General features: G+C 59.7%; 14 protein-coding genes and 9 pseudogenes. 12 read left to right on the top strand and 11 right to left on the bottom strand.

What is annotated here, in order from left to right:
• Position 1 precedes the first annotated feature (1 nt).
• Positions 2-551 (top strand): annotated as a pseudogene (locus ACFOJ9_RS01465) (transposase); the annotation flags it as partial.
• A gap of 331 nt (positions 552-882) precedes the next feature.
• Here ACFOJ9_RS01465 and ACFOJ9_RS01460 read toward each other — a convergent pair.
• From ACFOJ9_RS01460 to ACFOJ9_RS38780, 3 genes and pseudogenes are all read right to left on the bottom strand, one after another.
• Positions 883-1944, bottom strand: a pseudogene (locus ACFOJ9_RS01460) (IS110 family transposase).
• Between the two features lie 16 nt (positions 1945-1960).
• The gene (locus ACFOJ9_RS38785; RefSeq protein ID WP_449288652.1) at positions 1961-2863 is read right to left on the bottom strand and encodes a reverse transcriptase domain-containing protein; all 903 of its coding nucleotides are present in this window, start codon (positions 2861-2863) and stop codon (positions 1961-1963) included.
• Complete coding sequence (locus ACFOJ9_RS38780) at positions 2833-3435, bottom strand: maturase (RefSeq protein WP_449288642.1); 603 nt, start codon at positions 3433-3435, stop codon at positions 2833-2835. The genes ACFOJ9_RS38785 and ACFOJ9_RS38780 overlap by 31 nt, the downstream gene beginning before the upstream one ends.
• Before the next feature lie 630 nt (positions 3436-4065).
• Between ACFOJ9_RS38780 and ACFOJ9_RS01450 the strand changes: the two are divergent.
• The 5 genes and pseudogenes from ACFOJ9_RS01450 to ACFOJ9_RS01430 all read left to right on the top strand — a co-directional run.
• Positions 4066-4785, top strand: a pseudogene (locus tag ACFOJ9_RS01450) (IS110 family transposase); the annotation flags it as partial.
• Positions 4786-5092: 307 nt separating this feature from the next.
• A pseudogene (locus ACFOJ9_RS01445) lies at positions 5093-6123 on the top strand (IS110 family transposase).
• 1070 nt (positions 6124-7193) lie between these two features.
• A complete protein-coding gene (istA, locus tag ACFOJ9_RS01440) occupies positions 7194-8693 on the top strand; it encodes an IS21 family transposase (RefSeq protein WP_095090781.1) in 1500 nt (499 codons plus the stop codon).
• Positions 8683-9459 carry an IS21-like element helper ATPase IstB gene (istB, locus tag ACFOJ9_RS01435; protein WP_206073656.1) on the top strand — a complete coding sequence of 259 codons (777 nt, stop codon included), beginning with the start codon at positions 8683-8685 and terminating at the stop codon, positions 9457-9459. The genes istA and istB (ACFOJ9_RS01435) overlap by 11 nt, the downstream gene beginning before the upstream one ends.
• Positions 9456-9677 (top strand): hypothetical protein, encoded by a 222-nt coding sequence (locus ACFOJ9_RS01430; RefSeq protein WP_095085189.1) that lies wholly within the window; start codon positions 9456-9458, stop codon positions 9675-9677. The genes istB (ACFOJ9_RS01435) and ACFOJ9_RS01430 overlap by 4 nt, the downstream gene beginning before the upstream one ends.
• A gap of 263 nt (positions 9678-9940) precedes the next feature.
• Here the strand turns inward: ACFOJ9_RS01430 and ACFOJ9_RS01425 are convergent, their stop codons facing one another.
• The 4 genes and pseudogenes from ACFOJ9_RS01425 to ACFOJ9_RS01410 form a co-directional block, all read right to left on the bottom strand.
• The gene (locus tag ACFOJ9_RS01425) at positions 9941-11281 is read right to left on the bottom strand and encodes an IS701 family transposase (protein ID WP_378925689.1); all 1341 of its coding nucleotides are present in this window, start codon (positions 11279-11281) and stop codon (positions 9941-9943) included.
• A gap of 406 nt (positions 11282-11687) precedes the next feature.
• Positions 11688-12027, bottom strand: a pseudogene (locus ACFOJ9_RS01420) (transposase); the annotation flags it as partial.
• 303 nt (positions 12028-12330) lie between these two features.
• A complete protein-coding gene (locus ACFOJ9_RS01415) occupies positions 12331-13371 on the bottom strand; it encodes an IS110 family transposase (RefSeq protein WP_378976588.1) in 1041 nt (346 codons plus the stop codon).
• 100 nt (positions 13372-13471) lie between these two features.
• Positions 13472-13858, bottom strand: a pseudogene (locus ACFOJ9_RS01410) (transposase); the annotation flags it as partial.
• 325 nt (positions 13859-14183) lie between these two features.
• On the opposite strand from ACFOJ9_RS01410, the gene ACFOJ9_RS01405 reads away from it, so the two are divergent.
• The 3 genes from ACFOJ9_RS01405 (at position 14184) to ACFOJ9_RS01395 (ending at position 18502) form a co-directional block, all read left to right on the top strand.
• Positions 14184-15293, top strand: a complete 1110-nt coding sequence (locus tag ACFOJ9_RS01405; protein WP_378976586.1) for an ABC transporter substrate-binding protein — start codon at positions 14184-14186, stop codon at positions 15291-15293.
• 155 nt (positions 15294-15448) lie between these two features.
• Positions 15449-16831: an amidohydrolase family protein gene (locus ACFOJ9_RS01400; RefSeq protein ID WP_378976584.1), complete on the top strand. Its 1383-nt coding sequence runs from the start codon at positions 15449-15451 to the stop codon at positions 16829-16831.
• A 66-nt stretch (positions 16832-16897) separates the two neighbouring features.
• Positions 16898-18502 (top strand): phytoene desaturase family protein, encoded by a 1605-nt coding sequence (locus tag ACFOJ9_RS01395; protein ID WP_378976582.1) that lies wholly within the window; start codon positions 16898-16900, stop codon positions 18500-18502.
• Positions 18503-18580: 78 nt separating this feature from the next.
• Here the strand turns inward: ACFOJ9_RS01395 and ACFOJ9_RS01390 are convergent, their stop codons facing one another.
• Both ACFOJ9_RS01390 and ACFOJ9_RS01385 read right to left on the bottom strand, forming a co-directional pair.
• Positions 18581-19327: a class I SAM-dependent methyltransferase gene (locus tag ACFOJ9_RS01390; RefSeq protein WP_378976581.1), complete on the bottom strand. Its 747-nt coding sequence runs from the start codon at positions 19325-19327 to the stop codon at positions 18581-18583.
• Between the two features lie 149 nt (positions 19328-19476).
• Positions 19477-19728, bottom strand: a pseudogene (locus ACFOJ9_RS01385) (iron-sulfur cluster biosynthesis family protein); the annotation flags it as partial.
• 648 nt (positions 19729-20376) lie between these two features.
• Between ACFOJ9_RS01385 and ACFOJ9_RS01380 the strand changes: the two are divergent.
• The 3 genes and pseudogenes from ACFOJ9_RS01380 to ACFOJ9_RS01370 form a co-directional block, all read left to right on the top strand.
• Positions 20377-20586 carry a hypothetical protein gene (locus ACFOJ9_RS01380; RefSeq protein WP_378976580.1) on the top strand — a complete coding sequence of 70 codons (210 nt, stop codon included), beginning with the start codon at positions 20377-20379 and terminating at the stop codon, positions 20584-20586.
• Between the two features lie 141 nt (positions 20587-20727).
• Complete coding sequence (locus ACFOJ9_RS01375) at positions 20728-22101, top strand: aminotransferase family protein (RefSeq protein ID WP_378976578.1); 1374 nt, start codon at positions 20728-20730, stop codon at positions 22099-22101.
• A gap of 619 nt (positions 22102-22720) precedes the next feature.
• A pseudogene (locus tag ACFOJ9_RS01370) lies at positions 22721-23311 on the top strand (transposase); the annotation flags it as partial.
• Positions 23312-23405: 94 nt separating this feature from the next.
• On the opposite strand, the pseudogene ACFOJ9_RS01365 reads toward ACFOJ9_RS01370, so the two are convergent.
• Positions 23406-23675, bottom strand: a pseudogene (locus ACFOJ9_RS01365) (IS481 family transposase); the annotation flags it as partial.
• A 70-nt stretch (positions 23676-23745) separates the two neighbouring features.
• Positions 23746-24516: an IS21-like element helper ATPase IstB gene (istB, locus tag ACFOJ9_RS01360; RefSeq protein ID WP_378987490.1), complete on the bottom strand. Its 771-nt coding sequence runs from the start codon at positions 24514-24516 to the stop codon at positions 23746-23748.
• Position 24517 lies beyond the last annotated feature (1 nt).

The following is a 24517-nucleotide window of genomic DNA, read 5'->3' as shown; positions in this document are numbered from 1 at the left end:
CATGAATGATCTTACGCTGCCGCTCGCCGGTTTGTCATCTGTCGGCGGCAAAGTCCGTCGTCGCCCGTTTCGACGGCGGCATCCTGTCGTCCAACAGCGGCGTTCTGGCTCTGGCCGAGGTGGAGAAGCGGCTGCGGGTGGCGGACCGTCTGGCGCGCTGCATCGATGATCCGCGCTGCCCGGACCAGGTCATCCATAGCGTGGCCGATATGATCGGCTTTCGCATGAAGATGATCGCCGCCGGTTATGAGGATAGCAACGACGCCAACCGGCTGCGCTACGATCCGGTCTTCAAGATGGCCCAGGATGCGCTGCCTTCGGGTTGGGATCTGGCCTCTCAATCGACGATGTGCCGGCTGGAGAACCTGCCTGGCGTGCGGGAACTGGTCGTTATGGGCCGTGCGATGGTCGACCTCTATTGCTCTTCCTTCCGCCAGGTTCCGAAGCGGATCGTGCTCGACATTGACGACACTTTTGACGCCGTGCATGGCGGCCAGCAGCTTCGTCTCTTCAACGCCCATATGTGGAACGTATATGGACCCCGCCCGATTGCAACAGGTCGGCTGGATCAAGATCGTCGGTCACAACTGCTGACGTATATCCGGCTTCCTCATGCGGCTGGACAACGTCTTCGCCGCGAGCCCCGATGGATTTTCGCGCGCTTCCACCTCATCGGCCCCTAGACATTGGCCGAAGCCAAGCCGGTCCACACACCAGGTTCGGCAAGCGACGGAATGACCGTATCACCATCTCCTGCCATTTTGCTGCAATTGCCGGGGTGAGACCTCCTTCTGTTGGTTTCCTTTCGTTTGCCGCTTCGCCTCAAGCCGGCACCAGCTCAGCACGGTAACAGTAGAGATGTTCCCCGTGTCTGGCCGATCTCTATGCGGCGCGCGCCAAGGCTGGCGGCATAGGCTTCGCTCTGTAGATCTCGCCGCTCGCCATTAGCTTCCAGGCGATGCGCGCGATCTTGTTCGCTAGCGCCACGGCAGCGAGTTTCGGCGGCTTGCGCTTGAGTAGGCCGACGAGCCAGGGTGAGACGGCGCCTCGACCGCGTCGGATATGCCGGATGACCGCAGTAGCCCCGGCCACCAGCACGCTGCGCAAGGCTTCGTCGCCGGCGTCGGGTGATCACGCCGAGCCTGACCCTGCCGGCAGTTGAATGATCCTTCGGCGTTAAGCCGAACCAGGCGGCAAAGTGTCGGGCCGATCGAAAGGTCTCAGGTGCCGGCGTCTTCATCACCAGCAGTGACGCGCCGATCGGACCGACGCCGGGGATTTGCGCCAGGCGGCGGCTACATTCATCGGCCCGATGCCAAGCCATCAATTTTGCGTCGACGTCTTTCAGATGTGTTTGCAGCTGCGCATACTCCTTGGCATGGACGCGAACAGCTCCCGCGCCAAATCCGGTAGCATCTTATCTGCCGCGATACGCTCGAGCAGCAGTTCGATCTTGCACATCCCTTTGCCAGCGATCAGCCCGTATTCTGCTGCATAGCCGCGGATCGCATTGGCGAGCTGCGTGCGATTGCGGATCAGCCGGTCGCGCAGGCCGACCAGCATCAATGCCGCCTGGTTGTCGGCTGTCTTGACCGGTACGAAGCGCATCGTCGGCCGGCTCATCGCCTCGCACAGCGCTTCGGCATCGGCCGCATCGTTCTTGCCGCGCTTGACGTACGGTTTGACATATTGCGGAGGGATCAGCTTCACTTCGTGCCCGAACGACTGCAGGAGACGCGCCCAGTGGTGCGATCCGCCGCACGCTTCGATCGCTACCACCGTCGGCGACAGCTTCTCGAACAACGCTACCACCTCCTTGCGCCGCAGCTTCTTGCGCAGCACCGGCTCCTCAGCCGCGTTTACGCCATGGAGTTGGAAGACGTGCTTTTCGCGGTAGGGACGCCCGTTACCGGGCGCCCCCCGCTCAGATCCCGGCGAGCCCAATTAAGGCACCGGGCTCCTACCTTGGGTGTGTGACGGCGAAGCGCACGTCGGGCCATGGATGAAGGATGCGTGGCTTCGGGAGCCAGTGTTCTGTCACTTTTGTGGTCCGGCCCCATGTGAATCCGTCCTTCTGGCTACGCCGCCGAAGCGTGCGCCTCCAGAGTTCTTCCACATGGTGCCGAAACGCGGCTAAAGCGCGCGCGTTTGTCGGCACCGCGAAGTAGGCGAAATGCCCGCTCACGATCTGCCTTAGCCATTTCCCCTGTTCGGGTATGGGCCAGTGCAGCCGACGCCACAGCTCCTCCTTTATGTTCCTGAGCTTCGTCCGCATGCGGTCGCCGCGGGTCTTCCGTTGAAGCTGGAAGCGCCCGCTGCGCGATTTGCCGCAGATGAACGTGAACCCGAGAAACATAAAGGTCTCCGGCTTCCCGAGGCCGCGCCGCTTGCGATTAGCCGCCGCGAAGCGACCAAACTCAATCAGGCGGGTCTTGTCCGGATGGAGCGACAGTTCGAACTCCTCAAGCCTCGCGCGCATCGCATCGAGGAATCGACGGGCGTCGTCCTCGCGCTCGAAGCCGACCACCAGGTCATCGGCATAGCGCACGATGACCATGTCGCCGGCGGCGTCGTGCTGTCGCCAGCGTTTCGCCCACAGATCGAGTACGTAGTGCAGGTAGATATTGCCGAGGAGCGGTGAGATCACCGAGCCTTGACCCGTCCCCTTGTCGTCTACGGTCACGACCCCGTCTTCGAGAATACCTGCCTTCAACCATTTCTGGATCAGGCGGATGATGCGCTTATCGCCGACCCGATGCTCCAGGAAGCGAACCAGCCATTTCTGACTGACCGCCCCGAAAAAGTTTTGGATGTCGGCGTCAATTATCCAGCTCACTTTCCGATGGTCGATCGCGACGCACAGCGCATCCAGCGCATCGTGCGGCCCTCTCCCCGGTCGAAACCCGTAGGAGAAGCCGCAGAAGTCGCCCCATAGATGGCGTTGAGCACCATGACGGTCGCCCCTTGGACAATCTTGTCTTCCAGAGCTGCGATTGCCAGCGGCCGCTGCTTCCCATCTGCCTTCGGTATAAACGTCCGGCGTGACGGTTGCGGGCGGTACGCTCCCCGTTGGACCCGGGCGTGCAGATCGATGAGCCGGGGCTCAAGCTCTGCCTCGTAGTCCTGCCATGTCATGCCATCCACCCCGGGGGCGGCCTTGCGCCTGAGCGCGTAGAACGCCGTCCGGAGTGCGTCGACAGTGATATGGTGGAAGAGCGCGGTGAACCTGTCCTTCTTCCTCAGCCTTGCGGCTTTCCGTACGCGATCCAGCGACTGGGACATGCGATCCCGGCCCTGTGTCCGGTGCATGCGTTGCTGTTCCGCGTTCCCCTTGGTCCCCGGCCTTCGCTCCACCAACTCCGCCACCGGTCGCCCGGCTTTGTTCGTCGGCTTCACAGCTACTATGCCGAAGTCAGACTTCTCTGGATCGTTCATCAGCGGCTACGACTCCTCGCCTTCCCACTGCGGACCCATCCACCCGCAGGACGGGTTGGGTGGCCAATCCAGAGATCTCCCGGTTCCCGTACAAGGAGCTTCCGTGCATGCCAGGGTCTCAGACCACGCCGGGTCGGCTGAGCGCTCGCGTAACGCGCTCAATCGTATTGCCTTCCGGAACGTCAACGCCGTCGGCACCCGGGATTTTGGACTTTCGCGGCTCAATGGCTGGCCTGCACGCTCCCCTACCGACGCTTCGCCGACATCCTCACGGTTGCCTGCGCACGGCTTGGGGCCGATATGGGTTGCTAGCCCTTCATCGTGGTGGACTTTCACCTCCTACTCCTTGCCAGTCTCCCGGCGCACTGACGTGTCGATGCCAATTCGAATAATTTGTTCCACGGACGGTCTCCTTTGCTTGAGATCTGCAACGACCTCATTCTGGCACATCGATGCCGTGCGGGGGCCGTCCACCCCAACATCATGCGGCGGCCTTACGTCGACCGCGAAGAGAAGCGAGTGACCCGCGGGACGGTCCTGAAAAAAATGCAGGAGTACCTTGACCTCAACGACCCCAATCAGAGAGGACTCTTATACTTATAACGACCGCACGTTTCATCACCAGATCAGACCCGCAAGACCATGCGCTTCGTTCAGATCAAAACGGCCGAACAGCAAGCAGCAGCGATGGTGTTGAAGACGCGTGGGCTTCTGGTCCGCCAGCAAACACAGGCAATCAATGCTCTTCGTGCGCATCTATCGGAATTGGGCATCATCGCCGGCGTTAGCTCGGCGAAAATTGCGGGGCTGATCGAGATCGTGCGCGATGAGACCGATACTCGCTTGCCGAAAGCTGCCCGTTTGGCTTTATCGGCCATCGCCGATCAGATCGAGGCGCTGATGCGACAGATCGATGATCTCGAGCGGGAGATTGTTCGTGAGGCAAGACGTGACGAGGATATGCGCCGGATGGCAACGATACCAGGTGTCGGAGCGATCACCGCGGCTTCGATCAAGGCGCTTGTTCCAGACCCCGGCGGGTTCAAATCCGGGCGTCACTTCGCCGCCTGGTTGGGATTGACGCCGAAATCCCATTCCAGCGGAGGCAAAGAGCGGCTGGGAGGAATATCGAAGATGGGCAATCCGGAGCTTCGCTCTCTGCTGGTGCTCGGTGCAACTTCTGTTTTGCGACACGCGCGGGGCAACGCCAAAGCGCCCAAATGGCTGAGCTCGCTTCTGGCGCGCCGGCCTTTTAAGGTCGTGGCCGTCGCGCTCGCCAACAAGATGGCGCGGATCGTCTGGGCGTTGATGATGACCGGCCGACGCTTTGAGGCTTCCGCCGCCCTTTGACAACTCGCGGAGGATGTAGGAATTGGTGAGGTGCTGATGGTGTGATGGCGAACGGGCGAGCCGGGATCGGACAAACCCGGTCAGTGGGTGCCGCTTGAAAGCGCGTTGACCTGTCTGGGATCCGATCAGCGGACTACATCAGGGCCAGCGGCATGAACACGCCGCAATCAAAGGCCGAATACATGCCTGCACCCGACCAATCGTCAGAACCGCCGAAAAGCCCTTGCCACGCGGAGGCCAATGGTATGGACCCCGCCCTCCAGGCGAGGTGAAATGTCGAACGTCAACTGCAACAAAGGAGGATGTCATGCAGGTCGTTCGAATAGGTCTGGATCTTGCGAAATATGTGTTCCAGGTTCACGGGGTCGACTGCCACGGAAAAGTCGTCGTGCGAAAGACGCTGCGTCGCGATGCGGTAGCCTGCTTCTTCGCCAATCTGCCCCGATGCCTGGTCGGCATGGAAGCCTCGAACGGCGCGCATTACTGGGCAAGGGTGCTCATCGAACTTGGCCATGAGGTTCGGCTGATCAGTCCTCAGTTCGTTACACCATATGTGAAGTCCAACAAGAACGACCGAAACGATGCGGAAGCCATCTGCGAAGCGGTCGGCCGGCCTTCGATGCGCTTTGTGCCGCCGAAATCGACTGATCAGCTGACGGTCCAGGCCGTTCATCGCATTCGTCGGCGTCTGGTCGCCGATCGAGTTCGGCTTGTGAACCAGATTCGCGGCCTTCTTTCCGAGCACGGGATCGTCATTCCCCGCGATATCTCGCAGCTGCGGCGCGGCCTCGCCGTCATCGTGGGGAATGATGATGTCGGACTCAGCGAGATGGTCCGGTCGCTGATGAGGGAGCTGCAGACGGAATTGGCCGAGCTCGACGATCGCATTGCAATTTATGATCGGCGGATACGGGAAATCTTCCGCACCAGCGAGCAGTGCCAACGGCTTGGGAAGATCGAAGGCATCGGCCCCGTGACGGCAACCGCCTTGATCGCTGCCGTAGGCGATAGAACCTGCTTCAAAAATGGCCGTCAGTTCGCGGCCTGGCTTGGCCTGGTACCCAAACAACGATCCAGTGGAGGGCGAGCCCGGCTATTCGGCATCAGCAGCGGGGCGATCGCTATCTGCGCACATTGATGATCCATGGGGCTCGTGCTGCGCTTGGCAAAGCAGCCGGCAAGCAGGATCCACGAAGCCTCTGGCTCAGTAAGCTGCGGCAAAGACGACACCCCAACGTCGCGGCTGTCGCGCTCGCCAACAAGAATGCGAGGGTCGTGTGGGCCATCCTCTCGGGTGGCACATTCTACGAGCCCGCACAGTCGGTGAAAGCAGCTTGAGGCGAAGCGGCGAGGAAAACAACAGAAGGAGGTCTCACCCCGGCAATTGCAGCAAAATGGCAGGAGATGGTGAAACGGTCATTCCGTCGCTTCCCGAACCTGGTGTGTGGACCGGCTTGGCTTCGGCCAATGTCTAGCAGGCTGTTGAAAAAGGTTTTTGACCCTCTCAAAACTACCGAGATCGCTCTTACGCGTGCCAGAAAACTCAATGTTTTCAGCGAGAGAAATTGAGACGACTGGCCCTGTGTCGAAGACGGTCGAAACCCGCTGATAAACGACGACAAGATCTGAAGCGCTGGAAGAGCAAAGGCGGCCGCCCGCGCGCTCTTCAACTAGCGCTGTAGCGGGCGGCCGCCTTTGCGGCGCGGTGCTGATCATGGGAGGTTGAAGGGATAGACGCGGGGCACGTCTCCAGCCGCCCTGAGGCGGCTTTCGACGTACCCCGCCATGCGCGTGCCTTGTGGTAGATCTGCGGGTAATCAGCGCCGCAGAAACAATCCGGCGTAACACCGATCTCAACTGGCAAGTCCGGGCTCGGTGTCACGCTCCACTGACGGTGCGCGACTGCATTATCGCATTGTCAGCGCATTCCGTCGACCTTTTCCCCGAACTCCCAGCGGCGCTCCGAAAGGATCGTCGCGGATGCTCACGGGCCGCTTCTTTCTGTGCGGCCGCTGCCGTTCGCAGGTAACGATCTGCCGCAGCTGCGACCGGGGACAGCGCTACTGCGGCCAGGACTGCGCCCGTGCTGCCCGCCGCGAGAGTGTGCGCGAGGCGGGGCGACGTTATCAGCGCAGCCGCCGGGGACGCCTGGCTCATGCGGTCCGGGCCCGACGATATCGGGCTCGGCACAATAAAGTGACGCATCATTCTCCACCTGCATCTCCTGCCGGTTCACTACTGGTCAGTCCCTCGAACGTCGCCGGGCGGGCGACGACATCGGTCATGCCCACGCCGTGCTGTCGGCGCTGCGACTGTCGACTGTCGCCGTTCGTTCGCACCGGCTTCGTGCGTCGCCGGGGGCCTCGTTATGCCCGTGAAGCTGACTACGCAGACGGAGAGCCCGTATCATGACCATCAGCCCCGAACTGGAAGCGCAGATCCTGCGCCTGTATCACGCCGAGAAGTGGCGCTGCGGCACCATCGCCAGGCAATTGCATGTCCATCACACGACGGTGCATCGCGTTCTGGCCCAGGCGGGATTGCCCCGGCACAAGCCGCTGCAGAGAGCCTCAATCATTGACCCGTATCTTCCATTCATTGAGCAGACGCTGGAAAAGTTCCCCTCGCTGACCGCCAGCCGCCTTTATGCGATGGTGCGCGAGCGCGGCTACCGGGGCTTGCCGACGCACTTTCGGCACCTGGTCGCCCTGCACCGTCCCCGCAAGCCGGCCGAGGCGTTCCTGCGGCTGCGCACATTGCCGGGCGAGCAGGGACAGGTCGACTGGGCCCACTTCGGTCACATCGAGATCGGCAACGCCCGCCGGCCGCTCATGGCGTTCGTGATGGTGCTTTCTTACTCACGCGACATCTACCTGCGCTTCTTCCTCGACGCGCGCATGGAAAACTTCCTGCGCGGTCACGTCGGCGCGTTCAACACATGGTGCGGGCTGCCCAGGGTCCTGCTCTACGACAATCTCAAGAGTGCGGTGCTCGAGCGCCAGGGCGATGCGATCCGCTTCCATCCGACGCTGCTTGCCTTCGCCGGCTTCTATCGGTTCGAGCCACGTCCTGTCGCGGTTGCCCGGGGCAACGAAAAAGGCCGCGTCGAGCGCGCCATACGGCATATAAGGGAAGCATTCTTCATCGCCCGCAAGTTCACCGATCTCGACGATCTGAACGCCCAGGCCGAACAGTGGTGCCGCAACCAGGCAGCCGACCGGCCATGCCCCGAGGACCGGACGATGACGGTCCGCCAGGCGTTTGCGCAAGAGCAGCCACTGCTTCTGCCGCTGCCCGCCAACCCATACCCCGTCGAGGAGCAGGTCGCCGCCAAGGTTGGCAAAACGCCCTATGTGCGCTTCGACCTCAACGATTACTCGGTACCGCATGCTCATGTCCGGCGCACGCTCAGCGTGCGCGCCGATCTCGGCCTGGTCCGCGTCTTCGACGGCGCAAAGATGATCGCCAGTCACCGTCGCAGCTATGATCGCGACCAGCAGATCGAGGACCCTCAGCACCTCAAGGCACTCGTCGCAATCAAGCGCGAGGCGCGCCAGCATCGCGGCCTCAACAGCCTGACCCGCGCCGTGCCGGCCTGCCAGACCCTGATGATCCGGGCCGCCGAGCGTGGCTCCAATATCGGTGCGATCACAAACGCGTTGCTGAAACTGCTTGACCTGTACGGCGCGCAGGAACTGCAGGCCGCCGTCGAGGAAGCTTTGCATGCCGGCGCCTCCCATTCGAGGTCGGTTCGCGACGCACTGGAACGCCGCCGGGTCGCCCGCGGTGCTCCGCCGCCGGTCGAAACGAGCCTGCCCGAACACGTGCGGCGCAAGGATACGACGGTACGGCCGCATCGCCTCGACAGCTACGACCAACTGACCCTTGGAGGCAAAGATGATGAATAATCCCGACATCCTGCTCAACCGGGCCAAGGCGTTGCGCCTCAATGGCCTGATCACCCATTGGGACGAAATCGCTGACGCGGACTGGCTGGCCGCCGTCCTTCAATGGGAAGAAGAGGAGCGCTCCGACCGTTCGATGCGGCGACGCACGCGTGCCGCCAGGCTCGGCCACTTCAAGCAACTGTCCGATTATGACTGGCACTGGCCTCGCCGCATCGACCGCGCCGCCGTCGAGGATCTGATGACCCTGTCCTTCATGAACGATGCCGCCAACATCGTCTTTATCGGCCCCAACGGCGTCGGGAAATCGACACTTGCTCGCAATGTCGCTCACCAGGCGCTCATCTGCGGTCACACCGTCGTCTTCCGAACCGCCAGCGAGATGCTCGGCGAACTCGCCGCCCTCGACAGCGACGCAGCCTTGCGCCGACGCCTTCACCACTACGCCGCCGCCGACGTTCTTGCGATCGACGAGGTCGGGTATCTGTCCTACTCGAACCGTCATGCGGACCTGCTGTTCGAACTCATCAGCCGGCGCTACGAAAAACGCTCAACCATCATCACCACCAACAGACCCTTCGCTGATTGGTCGGAGGTCTTTCCCAATGCCGCCTGCGTCGTCAGCCTCGTCGACCGCCTCATGCACCGATCCGAGGTGATCTCCATCGAAGGCGATTCCTACCGCTTCAAGGAAGCGGCCGAGCGATCAAAGGCACAGCGCGAAAAACGCACCAGCCGCTCCTCCGGCGAAAAGGTGCCCGCAGCATGAAACCAGATCCTCAACCGTCCGGCCTCAGTCGTGGTATCCACTTCCTCATCAATCCCGAATGGACACCCGAACAGGCGCTCGCTGTCTTCGAGCTCCTCAACGATCTCGCCGATAGCATCTGGTCTCACTACGGCGTCCAACTCCAGGAACTTATCCAGGAGCAGCAACGAACACCGACCGATCACAGCGATATCGAAAAAGCCCCGTCCTCGCTCTAAAGCACACATCCTCCACACTCGGCGGCCTGCAAAGGCCGCCTTTTTGTTCCGTCCACAAGCACCAAACGCTTGTCGTCGTTTAGACGCGCTTTTGAAAAGCCATCAACAGCCCTGCGAACCCAAAAAGCGGAAAATCGACGCTTGAACCCGACTTTTTCAACAGCCTGCTAGTCTTACTGCGTCATAAATTTGGATATTTCGGCTTCGACTGAGCGCAGCAGGGACATCGCATCAATCTGCGGGCAAGTGCGACGGTCAGTTTTCTATGCAGCGTCGCGATCGAATTTGAGGTGTGCCGTTCGGGGCGAATGGGCGGGCTCGCTGGATCGTGAACCGCGGGGAATAGGAGGTTTTTCGCTGCTTTTGGAACGGGCGATTGCTGAGGGGGGAATCGTCTCCCGTTCGGAGAGGAGAAACCCGTAAGCCGCGATGCAAAGACTGGCGTGATGATGGAATCCGCGCCAACCTCGACCCTCGTAGTGGCCAAGGCCCAGTTCCTGCTTGAGCTCGCGATAATCCCGTTCAATCCGCCACCTTAGCTTGGTCGTGGCAACAAGATCACGCAGCGCGGTCGTTTCCGGCAGGGTCGAAAGCCAGTATTTGAGCGGCTCTTTGTCACCTTCGGGCCATTCGACAAGCAACCATTCTTCGGCGTGCGGATGTCCGAGATTATAGTCTCTGGACGCGACACGAAGACGAACAGCGGTAAAGCGCGACGCAAGATCGGTATTGCTGCCCTCCCGCCATATGACGGTCTGCCACGCGTCTATCGGCAGACTTTCCGCAAGCGCCTTGGCTGAAAGAGGTTGATGATCCGCGCTTCGTTGCATCAGCGACGGCGGCCGACCCTTTCCGCTCCAGGTCTTGGGCGGTAGCGGTCCTTCGCCTGGGCGCCAAACACTGAGCGTCGGCTGGACACCCACGACATAGCTGAGGCCCAGCTCGGTCAATCCTCGGCGGAACCCGCCGTCTGCGCCGTAACCGGCGTCGGCAAGGATCACGCCCGCCGGCATCTGCGTCTCTAGCGCCGCACGTACTTGTTCAAGCGCGATCTGTGGCTTGGTTTGAAATAGGATCTCGTCCGGGATCTTCGCCTTCTTCCGGCGCTCTGGATCATTTGCCCAGATCTCAGGTAGATAAAGCTGCCAGGCAACCGGTAAGCTGGCCCCCTCATTCGCAATCGAAAGACTGACGGCAACCTGGCAATTGTCCTGCTTGCCGAGCTGGCCGCAATATTGGCGTGCGACACCGACGGAATGCTTCCCCTTCTTTGGAAAGCCAGTGTCGTCGACAATCCAGGCGGTGATCGCACCGCCACGCTCGATCATGCGCGGCAAGGCCCAATCACGAACGCGCGCCAGCAGTGCGTCATCCGACCAAGGCGCTTGTCCCACGAAATGCAAAAGCGATTGATGCTTGGCCGAAACACGTGATGGCGCCGTAACGGCGGCCAGGGGCTCCACGCTTTTGCGCGCCACCGGCATCATCAAACCCGTACAATAATCCCGCAGCGGCTCTGCCCGATCGGCATGGCCTATGACCTCGACCAGTGCTTCCAAATACCCATCAAACGCGGCTGCTTCGCAACCGTCCTCGCTGACCATGGCGCCCATCCATCGCTGTGAATCGCCAACCTATCACAACCAGGTCGCCTACGAATCCCCCTCCGCGCGCTTTCGTGACTCAGTAAGACTAGGGGCCGATGAGGTGGAAGCGCGCGAAAATCCATCGGGGCTCGCGGCGAAGACGTTGTCCAGCCGCATTCTCTTCAGCCGCCGGCAGACTTCTACATTGGCGGCAATCTCATCCGACCAAACGGACCATGTGCGCCTCCATCGGCCGGCTCGCAGCTCGGCCGTCGATGGCGCATTAAATCCCCAGTTGGCTCTGATTCGGCCGCGACAAATCGACTCGCATCCCAACCGCGGCGAACCTCAACAAGCGACCGCATACGGCGTGGACGCTCAATGCGCACCGACCACTCGAAACCAAACTTGGCAACATTGTACAGCGGACTACGACCCAGCGGCGGGGTAGGATCTGGAACCCCTTCTGGTCGTCGGATCGACGGATGATCTCGACCACGAAGTCGAGATAGGCGGCTTTGTCCATGAGCTTCAGCCGGTCATAGGCGCCGTCGGCGAACAGATGCTTCACCCAGGGCCAGCGCTTGCGGATACCATCCAGGATCGCCTGAGCGCCGGCACTGTCAGGGATATCGGCGGTGGTGAGGTTGACCATCAACAGCCGCCCATCCGTATCGACGGCAATGTGTCGCTTGCGGCCGACAATCTTCTTGCCGGTTGCCGGCGTCGTAACCCCTTGTTTCAGCTTGCGGAGCCTTGACCGACTAGCTTCTCTATTCGGCGGTTTGAAGTCAAGCGCCTTCTAGCTCTTTTCCACTTCACCGGCATTGGACGTCTTTCGCGGGCCTTGCTTCTCTCCGGGATCGGCGCGCTGGCCCTACCGTTTATGGGGATTCAGAAGAATGGGGTGGAACAATCTGTCGAGCGCCTTGATTGCCGATGATGGGCAATCCAGGCAAGCCAGTCGGCGAACTCACCTCATCCTCGTCCCGCGAAGGACATCTTTCCGCCGGTAGGTGGAAACTGGTGTCGTCCCCGTCTATCGGGGGGCGATGTTTATCAATTGTTCAGCCCGCGACCGGCATGATTTCCGTCCTGGTCCAGCGGAACTGTGTGCCGTCACTCCAGATGCGATGCATGATCACCGCCAGCCGGCGGGCGAGCGCCACGATGGCTTTCCTCTGGCCGCGCCGCTTGGCGACGCCCATCGCCCAGGCCTTCAGCCAGGACCATTTCGTCACCCGCGTCAGCAGGGTCTGCGCGGCCTCGTAGAGCAACGTTCGCATCATGCCGTCGCCGCATAACGAGATCCCGCCCACCCGGCGGCTTTCGCCCGATTCATGGAGCGCCGGCGTCAGGCCCAAAATCGGACCGACCGCCTTGGAGTTGCGGAAGCGAGCCGGGATATCGATCGTCGCGGTGTAGGCCAGCGACACGACGGGGCCGACACCAGGGATCGACATCAGCCGACGGCAAACCTCATCATCCCGGACGATCGCCAGAAGCTTGCGGTGCAGGGCGGCAAAATTCTGACGCAAATTGCGGCGCGCGTCGAGCGGCGGTTCGACGATCTCGGCCAGCTCGGGCATGCCTTCGGTGAGATCGCGGATCCGCTCCTCAAACTTGACCGCACCGACCTTGCCAACCTTGAGCCCGAAGTTGCGCAACAGCCCGCGGATGTCGTTCTCGATGGCAATCGTCTTTTCCTTTAAGAGCTTGCGCGCCGTCAGCAGCGCCCGACGCTTCTGGCTCGTCAGGGTCTTGACATGCACCGGGCGGAACAGATTGACCCGCATCATCTGCGCGATCCCGCGCGCATCATTGCGGTCGGTCTTGTTCGGCTGAGCCTTCAGGAATGCTTTGACGTGACGCGTCTCAATGCAAACCACTGGCAAGCCGGCTTTGGCAAGACCCTCGAACAGCCATTGCGACAACGGTCCGGCTTCAAGCCCGACGCGTTCCAACCGCCAGGCGGGATCCTTCAGCACCCGCGCAAGATCCTCGGGATGGCTCGGCACCTTCACCTCGCGGCACACCGTGCCTGTTTCCTCGACGATGCAAATTGCGGTCTCTTTCACCGAGACGTCCAATCCTGCATAATGTTTCATGCTGACCTCTCCTTCCTGATGCTTGTGGCTGTTCCAGGGAACCGACCACGTTTTATCATCAGCTCGAAGCGCAGCACCTTAATGGCATCACCGCCAAAAGATGAGGCTCAAGCCGAATACCCCATCTGTCGATAACGCCAGCCGTGGGACTGGCCTCGCGCCCGGCTCGTTCGCGATCCAGCATCAGCGCCACGTCGTGGATAGTTTGGAACAGAAAGCGCCGCGCCAACTCGCGGAACCAGCCGTAGACCGTCTGCCAGGGGCCGAAATGGATCGGCAGCATCCGCCAACCGCAACCGGAGCGGACCAGGTAGCGCACGGCGTTGACCACCTCCCGGAAATCAACCTCGCGCGGACGACCGCGACGCCCAGGCTTGGGCATCAGTGGTGCGAACAGCTCCCTCTCCTCGTCCGTCAAATCGGATGGGTAGCGCTTGGTCTTCTTGGCAATCCGGGCCAGCCGCCCACGGCTCTGCTTTGTCCACATCCACAGCTTGAATCATAACCAAGCCTCAGACGAAACCCATGGCAAGCCGATTTTCAAAACGGTCTCTAACAGTGAGGCGGTCGCCCAAAGTCCACCAAGAAGAGGATTTGCATCACCTGCGAGCGCAACGACGCCAGGTCTTGGAATGAGGCGAAGGCAAAGCTAAAGTGTGCCCCGCTAGTGTGTTACGAACGCAAAGGCTACGGAGCCCCAATCGTATCCCCCCGCAAAACGATGCGTGGCTGCTCATAACAGTTCTTGCCTTCCTTGACTCTTCGTTTCCTTGGATTGTAGCCCTGAGAACAAAAACGAAGGGAGTGTCCTGATGGCCAACAGACGTCAATTTATCAAAGGCGCCGCAGGATTGGCGCTCATGTCATCTGCATCCAGCCTTTGGTGTTCGCGCGCGGCGGCCGCCTCGGTCGATGAACTCGTTGCGGCGGCTAAAGCGGCAGGACAGACCAAGGTGGTGGTTGCCATCGGCGGTGGCGTCTACCTGGATACCCTAAAAGAGTTGTTCTTCGATCCCTTCGCCGCCGAGACCGGGATTGAGACAGCCTTTGTCAGCGGCAGTTATTCGGAGCGAATAGCAAGTCTGCGCGCCATGAGCGAAACGAACACGATGCAGTGGGACATCGTTGCGACGACCAACGATTCCGTGCGGTCGCCGGAGCTCGTGGATTATACTGAAGACTTGGGAGACTGTTCGGAGTTGTCCAACGTGGTGTCCGAGGGGATCGACGGGTCGTGTCTTGGGAACGCGGTTCTCTTCGACGCGGCGGGCTCGGTACTCGCGTACGACGAAAGCGCATTTCCGAAAGGCGGCATGAAGAGCTGGGCTGATTTCTGGGACGTAGAGGCGTTCCCTGGTCCCCGAGCGCTCCCAAACTACGGCAGCCCTTGGTACGTGCTGGGCGCCGCATTGCTCGCAGACGGCGTCGAGCCAAAGGACGTCTACCCACTCGACCTCGACCGCGCGTTCAAGAAGCTCGACGAGCTCAGGCCGAACATCGTCGCTTGGTGGACCAGCGGTGACCAGAGCCAGCAACTGTTCCGCACCAAGGAAGTGGTTGCAACAATGGTGTGGAATGGACGCGCCGTAAAGCTGCGCGAGGAAGGCTTCCCGATCTCCATCGTCTGGAACGGCGCCATGTTTGACGCGACCGCGCTCGCCGTCACCAAGGGCGCGCCACATGCGATCGCAGCCAAAGCGGTGCTAAACTACCTCTACACGCGCCCGCAGGCGCATGCGGAACACGCCAAGCGGCTAAATTACGCGCCGCCCAACAAGCATCTCGGCGATTTCTTGGACGACGATTTCGAATCGACACTCGTTACAGCGCATTTGCCCACAACCGTTAAGGCGGATCCGGTCTGGCTAGCGGAAAATCGACAGAAGCTCATTGAGCGCTGGACGGTGTGGATCAGCGGATAGCCCAGTAAATCGTGACGGCAGGAGCGTTGCGCTCCCGCCCAGTTCGCTTTGCTTAAATTGGTATTGCCGCCGCGGGAGCAATTCGCAGGCCGATACCGACCCGGCAATCGGACATGCGGCCCTGATAGAAAAAATAGCTGCCTAGGATTTACATCATGCATAAGCAGACCGTCGACACCCTCATCGTGAATGGGGACATTTTCACGGGTGACAGGAATCAGCCACATTATCGACCCGGTGCGATTGCCATTAAGGATGGCGTCATTGTGGGCGTTGGTCCTGAGTCCGAAGTATTGTCCTCGTACGAGAGTGTCCGAAAGATAGATGCTCGGGGCGCTTTGGTGCATCCCGGTTTCATTGAGACCCACCTACATATGACGGCCATGGCTTATCACGGCGCTCCTTTTTCACCGCAAAGTACAATCGCAACAAAGGTGAATTATTCCACCCTCAAGAGTGCGACCAACCCGACAATCACCGCTGCGTATACTGCTGCAGCCGCCAGTTCGCTGTTGCAACGGGGATTCACGCTATTCTTCGAAGCGGGCACAGTTTTCGAGACGGATGCTTTCGCCGAATCGATGACCAAGTGTGGAGTCCGAGCGATGGTCTCAACCCCTTTCGCCTGGGACGACTTGTCGACTTATGAAGAACTCTGGCCTCATATGATGCCCGATGCACTTAAAAAGCGCGCTCCCGCTGATGCCCGCCGCGTCATTGATCAGTGGAAGCACGAGATTGCCCGAAACAAGGACGAAAACGCTCTGGTGCGCGGATATGTCGGACTTTACGGAGAAGCCACAGCCACGGACGACCTCACGCGAGAAGCCGTCAAGGTGGCAGCTGAATCAAAAGTCATTTTTTGGCAACACCAGTCATTCAATGAGGAGTTCGACGTCGAAGAAAAGAAAAAGTGGGGCGATACTGGCGCAGTGCGTATGGATAGACTGGGTGCCCTGAATCCCAACACCACGTTAGCGCATATGAACGTTCTGCATGAAAACGACATCGAGCTCATTCTGCTAAAGAAGCCGGGCCTGTCGTGGTGTCCCAACAATGCGTTAGGTTATCGAATAACTCCGCCACATAAATGTTGGTTTCCTTACCTTTACAAGCAGGGTGTGAGCGTATCGCTTGGCGTCGATACAACGGTTATCCATCCGATCGGGATTGCTGGCCTTCTCAGTCTCTATCTTTCCGCGTCGTTCGGGGAACGTCTAAATGACTCAGATCCATTCTACATGCAGACGATAGACGCGGCTAACAACGTGGGCCTGGGGGATAAGCTTGGCAGCCTAGCGGTCGGCAAGCGCGCGGACGTGGTGATAAGGGAGGCTCGCGACATCACCCACCTGTCCTGGCGTGACGATACTGGAATCTTGTTGTCGCTCTCTTCTTCTATGATCCCAGTGGATACCGTCATAATCGACGGTAGGATTGTGATGGAAAAGGGCCGCCTCACGACAATGGATCAGGATGCGGTCCTTGCCGAGGCGGTCCGCCAGCGCGACCTTTTGGCAGCCAGTCTGTCTAGCTGAGCGCTATCGACTTCAGATCGGCTACAGTCAAAGAACTCAGCATCACTAGGAGCGCCGAAAGAATCCATGTCCAAAGTTTGTGATGCCATCGTTATTGGGGCCGGCAATAACGGTCTCGCTTGCAGCTGCTATCTGGCGAAAGCCGGGCTGAAAGTGCTGGTGCTTGAGCGTCGCCACATCGTTGGCGGCGCCGCCGTGTCCGAGGAGATCATTCCCGGCTTCACATTCTCCGTTTTCTCATATGTCGCCGCCCAGCTTCATCCCAAGGTGGTCTCCGATCTCGAACTCAAGAAATATGGACTTCGATCATTCAAGGCAGATTATCGCATCTTTCGGCCCGTAGATCGAAAGCGCTCCATGATGGTCGGAGGCGACATCGGACAAATGCAGGCGGTGCTGTCCCGGTTTTCCAAGGCCGATGCCGCTCGGTACCCGGAATTCCGCGAGTATCTCTCGGGCGTTTCCGAGTTCGTACATGGGCTGAAGCTACAGACGCCGATCGATCTCGTCGCCAATACTATGGGCGCCCGCTTGAAGACAGCGGGCTTTCTGTGGGAGCACCGCAATGTTGGGGAGAATTTCTACAAACTTGTAGATCTCTTCACTCAGAGTTCCGATGAATATCTGAGCCGCTGGTTCGAAAGCAGCGAAGTGAAGGCCGCGTTCGCATTTGCCGTGGGGGGGAGCTTGATTGGGCCGAAGAGCCCTGGCTCCGCTTGGCTTGCGCTGCACGGCGGCAGCACAGGCCAGGCGGATGAAGATGCCATTAGCGGTCAGATCGTCGGCGGAATGGGATCCATCACCAAGGCCATGGCTCGGTGCGCGGAGGAACATGGCGTCGAGATTCGCCTTAATAGCGATGTCACGGAGATCCAGACGCGCAATGGCCGCGTGCATTCCGTCATAACAAGTGGCGGAGACGAGTTCACCGCTCGAACTGTCGTAGGGAACCTGAACGCCAAGGTGCTATTCGGAAAGCTCGTAGCGACAAGTGACCTCCCGAGTGAATTCGTCTCGGACATCGCACAGTTCAAAACGAACGGTGCCGCGTTTAAGTTGAATATCGCATGTGAGCAGCCGCCACAGTTCACATCTTTCAACAAGCAAGACACGGGCATGGACGGCCCGCCGATCGTCCAGATCGCTCCAGACATGGGATATCTCGAACAAGCCTATGAAGAGGCGAAACCCGGCTGGTATTCTTCGCGACCGTCCATGATCATGACAATCCCAACCGTCCTCGAACCTGGCCTGGCTCCGAAAGGAAAGCATATTGTTCAGATATATGGTGGACATACATCATATGAATTGACGAACGGCTCTTGGGGACAGGAGCGCGGTAGATTCTTGAAGTCTGTGCTCGAAACCATCGACCAGTTCGCCCCCGGGTTTTCCGACGGTGTAATCGATACGCAGCTCCTCCTGCCCAAGGATATCGAGGAGCAGCTCAACATCCCTAACGGCCATATCAATCACGGCGACATGTCCCTTGACCAGATGTTCTTCATGCGGCCCGTGCCTCACTATTCGGACTATCGATCGCCGATCATAGGACTCTATCAATGCGGAGCATCGTGCCATCCCGGAGGTGGCGTCTCCGGCGTGCCCGGCCACAACGCGGCGCGGGAAATCCTGAAGGATCTTGGGAAACGTCCGGCGCGCGCCGCATAAATGCTGATTGTGCTTGCGGCAAGCATCGGCGGGCAAGTTCTTAGGAAGCGATCACTGTCCCTCGCCCTGAAGGGCCACTTACTTGTACGCGACAACCACGAGGCGCGGGCCATAGGGTGTGAACTCTCCGCCTTCCTGCCCATAGGCTTCAACAGTCTCGAACCCCGCGTTTTGTAACATGCGAACATATTCAGAAAATCCATAGTGTCTAACAGAAAGACGCGTTCGTCTAACGCATCCATTGCGGACGACGATCCTCTCGGAATTTCGGCGATCGGTTAACGCATCGTATTCTATTATATCGATTCTGAGATCGTCGTTACACTGCACCACCTCGTAGGTAGCCGACTTGTCGCGTAGCAAAGCGAAACGATTGAGTTGATCAATTAGCAGACGCCCGCCCTTTCGGAGTGAAGAAGCGGCTTCGCGAACAACTCTCTCATTATCCGCTTCATCGAAATAGCCAAACGTCGTGTACCACAGAAAAGCCGCGTCAAAGCGTTCTCGCCAGGGAAGTGAACGTATATCTCCACGAACATACTCAACATCTACCTGGCGTTCGGCCGCATCTTCTTCGGCCTTTCTTATGACGATCGGCGAGATATCCAATCCGGTCACCCGCGCGCCTTTTTCCGCCAATCGGTTCGTGATCCTCCCATAGCCGCATCCGAGTTCAAGAACTGAACTGCCTTGCTCAAGTGAAAGAAGTTTCCAGATTGCTTCTACTTCCCGGTCGCTTTTCTCCGGCGGATTGACCAAATCGCTAAAATGTAAGTAGTCTTCGCTGAAGTACCTTTCGAGTTCAACGCGCCAACCGTTTGCCATATTGTACCTACCTTTACTTATCTATGTCCGTTGAATCGGCCATCCCGCAGAATGAATGTGCATTAAGCGGACTTCGCGTCCGCGCGGATTGATGAGAAGTTCCTTGACCCTGCCGCAATAGTCTCACATGGTCTTTTTCTTTTAAGCATTCAGCCGAAGGATTTGCCGAAGGCGCACTTCTCCCGCGCTTTGGGATTGTCGAAGATAAAGCCGAAGGATTCGAAGCCCGTGACGAAATCGACGGTCACACCGGCGACGTGGGGTTGGGAGCCGAAGTCCACGAACACCTTGATTCGCCTGTCTCGACGACCGTATCGCCCTCGTGCGGCCTGGACCATGATGCGAATGCCTTCCGCCGGCTCGCAAGCGCGGGAAAGAGCCGTCTTGACGGCGGCAACAGCGCATGATCATGGGACGACTTCTCCTCGGTCCGCGACGTGTTTGTGGATGACCACGCACGTCTCGTGCCAAAGGAAAAAATCACGTCAAAACAATGCGGTCGCGCTAACGCCGCTATGTTTCATGTTCACCATTCGTCGGACATGAGACATCGCGGAACGCGCTCGAATGCCTTGCATTCCGTTTCCCGCGGAGGAATCCTGTCCGCCATTCCCCGGGGCGATGCCAGGCAATCGTAACTTCGTCGGGGTTGTCGAGTCTGCGACACGGTGGTGGTCATCGGCTTACTCCCCGCTGCACGCTGTAAGCCATTGGCCAACACGTAAAAACTCCTCTGAGGCCATTTCAGCGCAGTTGGCATGACTTTTGAAGGTATTTCGTCGCGGGGCGGCGGTGGGAGCGTGCCAAGCGATATTCATCCCGCAGGTGGCATGCGATCGATGGACAGAAGGAAGCACGCAGCAAGTCTCGCCTGCGTCAGATGTCCGCATTCCGAAGGACGTTTGTGTCGTTGGACCTCATCCCGTGATCACAACGCCATTTTGTATCGACAAACATCAAACCTTGGAGAGAAATTGAAATGAAGACCAAATTGGTGATTAGCCGATACGCGCTCGCGGCATTCGTGCTAGCCACGTCCGTGCCCCGCGATGACCCAGGACCGCGAGGTCGCCATAGGTTTCCGCGGCAGCGTCTATGACAAGATCATCCGTGAGTACTGGCTGGACCCCTTCGAAAACGCAACCGACATCAAAGTTGTCGCGGTCCCGACCGGCAACTCCGCTGGGCCGGCAGAGGTGGAAGCCAAGTTCCTCACTCTGACAAGCCCATTATCGGCGAGGCGAATGCCGTGCATTTGAAGGAAGCTCTCCTCGAACTGGGTCCGCGACGCACTTAAACCATGCGCCGTGGCGTGAGCGTCGCGCATAGGTGCGACGCCGCTGAAAGAGGCCGCCCTCCGCTTTCCGAAACCAATTAACAGCTCAGGAATAAGCAGCAAGATGTCCACACAGAGCACGCAGCCTAAACCCGTTCAAAAAGAGTCTTCCGGCGGGGCCTTCTACGCTGGGCGCGGCGTCACCAAAACGCCCATGATCTCGCATGCCAAAGGCATCTTCTTCTGGGATACCGACGGCAAGCGCTATCTCGACGGGTCGTCCGGCGCGGTCGCCGCCAATATCGGCCATGGCAACGAGCGCGTATGCGACGCCATGATCGAACAGGCCAAGCGCTTTAGCTATGTCGTCCGCACGGCGTTCACCAGCGAGGCGACCGAAACGCTGTGCAGGATGATCTCGGAGCTTGCAGGCCCAGGATTTGATCAGACTTTTCTTGTCTCCGGCGGTTCGGAGGCCATCGAATCTACCCTCAAACTTGCGCGTCAATACGCCGTGGTCACGGGTCAACCGAAGCGCTCGAAGATCCTTGCGCGTATACCAGGCTATCATGGTTCGACGCTCGGCGCCGCCGCGGTCACCGGAGATCCGGATCGGGACCAGATGTTCGGCCCGATTATGCGGGTAATGCCGAAGATTCCGGCACCATTGAGCTATCGCCTCCCTGAGGGCTACGACCTCCACTCATATGCTGACCACTGCGCGGACGAGCTCGAAAGACAGATTCTCGCGGAAGGTGAGGACACGGTACTCGCTTTCATCATGGAACCGGTCGGCGGCGTCGCCACCGGCGCATTGGTCGCGCCGAACAGTTACTATTCCAAGGTTCGGAAGATTTGCGACCGCTACGGCGTTCTGTTGATCTTCGACGAGGTCATGTGTGGCGCGGGCCGGACCGGAACTTTTTTGGCCGCTCATCACTGGCCCGACGCGCTGCCCGATCTTGTCGCTTGCGCGAAGGGCTTGAGCGCCGGATACACGCCGCTTGGCGCTATGATTGCGCCCAACAGGATCGTTGACAAGGTCGTCGAGTCTGGTGGCTTCTTGCATGGCCACACCTATTCCGGCAATCCCCTTTCCTCGGCGATCGGAGTTGCGGTTCTCAGTGAGTTGGTGAACCAGAATCTGATGGGAAATGCCCAGCGCATGGGCGTCATCCTTCGTCAAAAGCTAAACGCATTGAAGGACAGAAGCACAACTATTGGCGACGTGCGCGGCATAGGGCTTTTGAACGCAGTAGAGATCGTCGAGGACAAAGCCACCAAGGCTATTTTCCCCGCCGCTAGGCAGGCGTCTTACCGCGTCTCGGAAATCGCCCGCGATCTTGGCCTCCATATTTATTCTCGCCGCGCTGCGGGCGGAAAATTCGGAGAGTGGTTCATGGCAGCTCCACCGCTCATCATAACGGAGCCGGAAATCGACCTCTACATGGAGCTTCTCACAGAGACGTTCCGGATTTTTGAGAGTGAGATCCGATGACGCCCGCCTGTCTCCATCCTGAGCCGACACAATCAACGTTGGGTGACTCTGATATGCAAGGCCCGCTACCTCTGCCCTCACAGGCTCGCTTCGCCGGGATGACGCCGAACCAGGACCTCATAGCAGCAGCGACTGCTTGGCGTCGCGACTTTCATCGCTACCCTGAGCTTCTGTTTGACGTCGACCGCACGGCCGCACGCGTCGCCGACCTCCTCCGAAGCTTTGGGTGCGACGAGGTCGCGCCCGGCAGTTGGATACGGCATAGATTAGGACCCCTCCGTCGCCGTTGTCGTGAAGGAGACGACACATGAACGCAGTCTGCAAGCTCCAACGACGTCAGCCTCGTCACATATATGGCCGAAACTTTACAGGCCATGCTCAGCGGCCATCCACAGGCAAGATCGAAAATCTCGGATCAACAGGGCATCGGCTAAGCGCCCACGTGGGGTAAGCGGCCTTTTGCGAGATCCGACTTCGCAACCGCAGGACGAAACCGCCACTGGATGGCAGCACAAATAAGCTCACATGGGGATTACATGGTCAAGTGTGATTTTCCTCCTTCGCAGTTTCGATCCAAGGTCTGAGCCCGATCACGTGACGCGGCCCGATCGCCGGGCCCATGACCATTCCAGGCGTCGACATGACCGTCGCGCTTGCAATGAAGGCGGCGATTGGCGACGTGTCGCGCTTCGACGAACCGCAGAAGCTTGTGAGCTATCTCGGCCTGAATCCGAGCGTCAGGCAATCAGGGCCAGGCCCCGCCTATCACGGACGGATCACCAAGCAGGGTCGCGGACATGCCCGCGGCATGCTCGTGGAAGCAGCTTGGGCGGCAGCACGCGCACCGGGGCCACTCCGTGCCTTCTTCCTGCGTGTGCGGGCCCGGCGTGGCCAGCATGTCGCGGCCGTGGCAACCGCACGCAAACTCGCTGTCATAATCTGGCATCTGTTGACGAAGAGCGAGAGCTACGCCTGGGCGCGGCCATCGCTGCATGCCAAGAAGCTGCGCGACATGGAACTCAAGGCTGGAAGCAAGGCTGTGCGCGGCCAAAAGGGAGCCGCACACGCCTACAACATCAAAAGCCATCGAGATGAAGAGCGGCGCTGGGTTGAGCAAGCCGAGGGCGCCTATGCCCGCTTCGTTGCCGGCTGGAACCCGCGAGGTCCGAAGAAGGCGCGCACGGATGCCGCAAATGAGGTGCGACGATAAAGGCTGCGCGGCGGGACACTCACCTCTGATCCCGCTCTTCGCCACGCGGTCACCCATGCGCAACGGGAGAATATCGCAAATCCATCGAAAAGCTCTTGTCGATCACATCAGTTGTCCAAGGGTGCTTCACCTTGGTCGCACGATGCTCGGTGCCGTTGTCGCGGCAGGTGCGCCCGAAAATGTGCTCCATGGCGGTGCGATCTTGCTCGCGGTTTTTGAACTGGATGCCGTTGTCGGTGAGGATCGTGTGGATGTGGTAGGGAACCGCCTGGATGAGGTGGCACAGGAACTCGGCTGCGATCATTTTTGTTGCCCGCGCGTGGAGCTCGACATAGGCGAGCTTTGAGGTCCGATCGATGGCCACGTGCGCATTCCAGCGATCGTGGGCAGCCATTCCACGCCATGGTGGGCACGTGGAGCCTGACCGACGGTTGCTATGAGTTCACGGGATTCTTGTCGGCGTCAAGAGCCTGTTTGCCGGCGATTTTGCGCATGCTTTCGCCGGTCATGTTGAGGCGGTGAGCGTTGTGAACGAGCCGGTCGAGGATAGCGTCGGCGAGGGTGGGATCATCGCCGATGACTTCATGCCACTGATCGACCGGTACCTGGCTTGTGACGATGGTGGACGCCCGTCCGTTGCGGTCTTCGAGCATCTCCAGAAGATCGATGCGCTGGCTCTGGGTGAGGACCGAGATGCCCCAATCGTCCAAGATCAGGAGCTCGACGCGAGCGAGGGATTTGAGGAGGCGCGCGTGGCGACCATCGCCGCGTGCCAACGCCATGGCTTCGAACAGCCGCGGCACGCGCTGATAGGAGACCGAGCGTCCATCCCGGCAGGCCTTGTGGCCGAGGGCGCATGCAAGCCATGATTTTCCCACACCGCATGGGCCGCAGATCGCCAAGTTGTTGTGGCGAGCGATCCAGTCGCCGGCGATGAGCCTGGCCAGGAGGACCCGATCGATGCCGCGCGGGGTGCGCAGATCGATATCTTCGACGCAGGCATTCTGGCGCAGGGCGGCGAACTTGAGGCGGGTGGTCATGCGCTTGGTGTCGCGTTCCGCCGCTTCCCTGTCGGCCATGATGCCGACCCGCTCCTCGAAGGTCAGGGCCGCAAGATCGGGTGAGGTTCTCTGTTCCTCGAAGGCCTTGGCCATACCGGCCAGCCCCAGGGCGACGAGCCGTTCATGGGTGGGATGTACGAGCATT

This window comes from Mesorhizobium cantuariense (assembly GCF_042647205.1).
In the GTDB taxonomy this organism is placed as follows: Bacteria; Pseudomonadota; Alphaproteobacteria; order Rhizobiales; family Rhizobiaceae; genus Mesorhizobium; species Mesorhizobium cantuariense.
The sequence above is the reverse complement of the archived record's forward strand: the minus strand, read 5'-3'. Positions and strand labels throughout refer to the sequence as shown.

Coding starts and splice junctions, on each gene's coding strand:
- ACFOJ9_RS38780 (WP_449288642.1), bottom strand. CDS start 3,435: ATGAACGATCCAGAGAAGTCTGACTTCGGCATAGTAGCTGTGAAGCCG.
- istA (WP_095090781.1), top strand. CDS start 7,194: ATGACCATCAGCCCCGAACTGGAAGCGCAGATCCTGCGCCTGTATCAC.
- istB (WP_206073656.1), top strand. CDS start 8,683: ATGATGAATAATCCCGACATCCTGCTCAACCGGGCCAAGGCGTTGCGC.
- ACFOJ9_RS01430 (WP_095085189.1), top strand. CDS start 9,456: ATGAAACCAGATCCTCAACCGTCCGGCCTCAGTCGTGGTATCCACTTC.
- ACFOJ9_RS01425 (WP_378925689.1), bottom strand. CDS start 11,281: ATGGTCAGCGAGGACGGTTGCGAAGCAGCCGCGTTTGATGGGTATTTG.
- ACFOJ9_RS01415 (WP_378976588.1), bottom strand. CDS start 13,371: ATGAAACATTATGCAGGATTGGACGTCTCGGTGAAAGAGACCGCAATT.
- ACFOJ9_RS01405 (WP_378976586.1), top strand. CDS start 14,184: ATGGCCAACAGACGTCAATTTATCAAAGGCGCCGCAGGATTGGCGCTC.
- ACFOJ9_RS01400 (WP_378976584.1), top strand. CDS start 15,449: ATGCATAAGCAGACCGTCGACACCCTCATCGTGAATGGGGACATTTTC.
- ACFOJ9_RS01395 (WP_378976582.1), top strand. CDS start 16,898: ATGTCCAAAGTTTGTGATGCCATCGTTATTGGGGCCGGCAATAACGGT.
- ACFOJ9_RS01390 (WP_378976581.1), bottom strand. CDS start 19,327: ATGGCAAACGGTTGGCGCGTTGAACTCGAAAGGTACTTCAGCGAAGAC.
- ACFOJ9_RS01380 (WP_378976580.1), top strand. CDS start 20,377: ATGACCCAGGACCGCGAGGTCGCCATAGGTTTCCGCGGCAGCGTCTAT.
- ACFOJ9_RS01375 (WP_378976578.1), top strand. CDS start 20,728: ATGTCCACACAGAGCACGCAGCCTAAACCCGTTCAAAAAGAGTCTTCC.
- istB (WP_378987490.1), bottom strand. CDS start 24,516: ATGCTCGTACATCCCACCCATGAACGGCTCGTCGCCCTGGGGCTGGCC.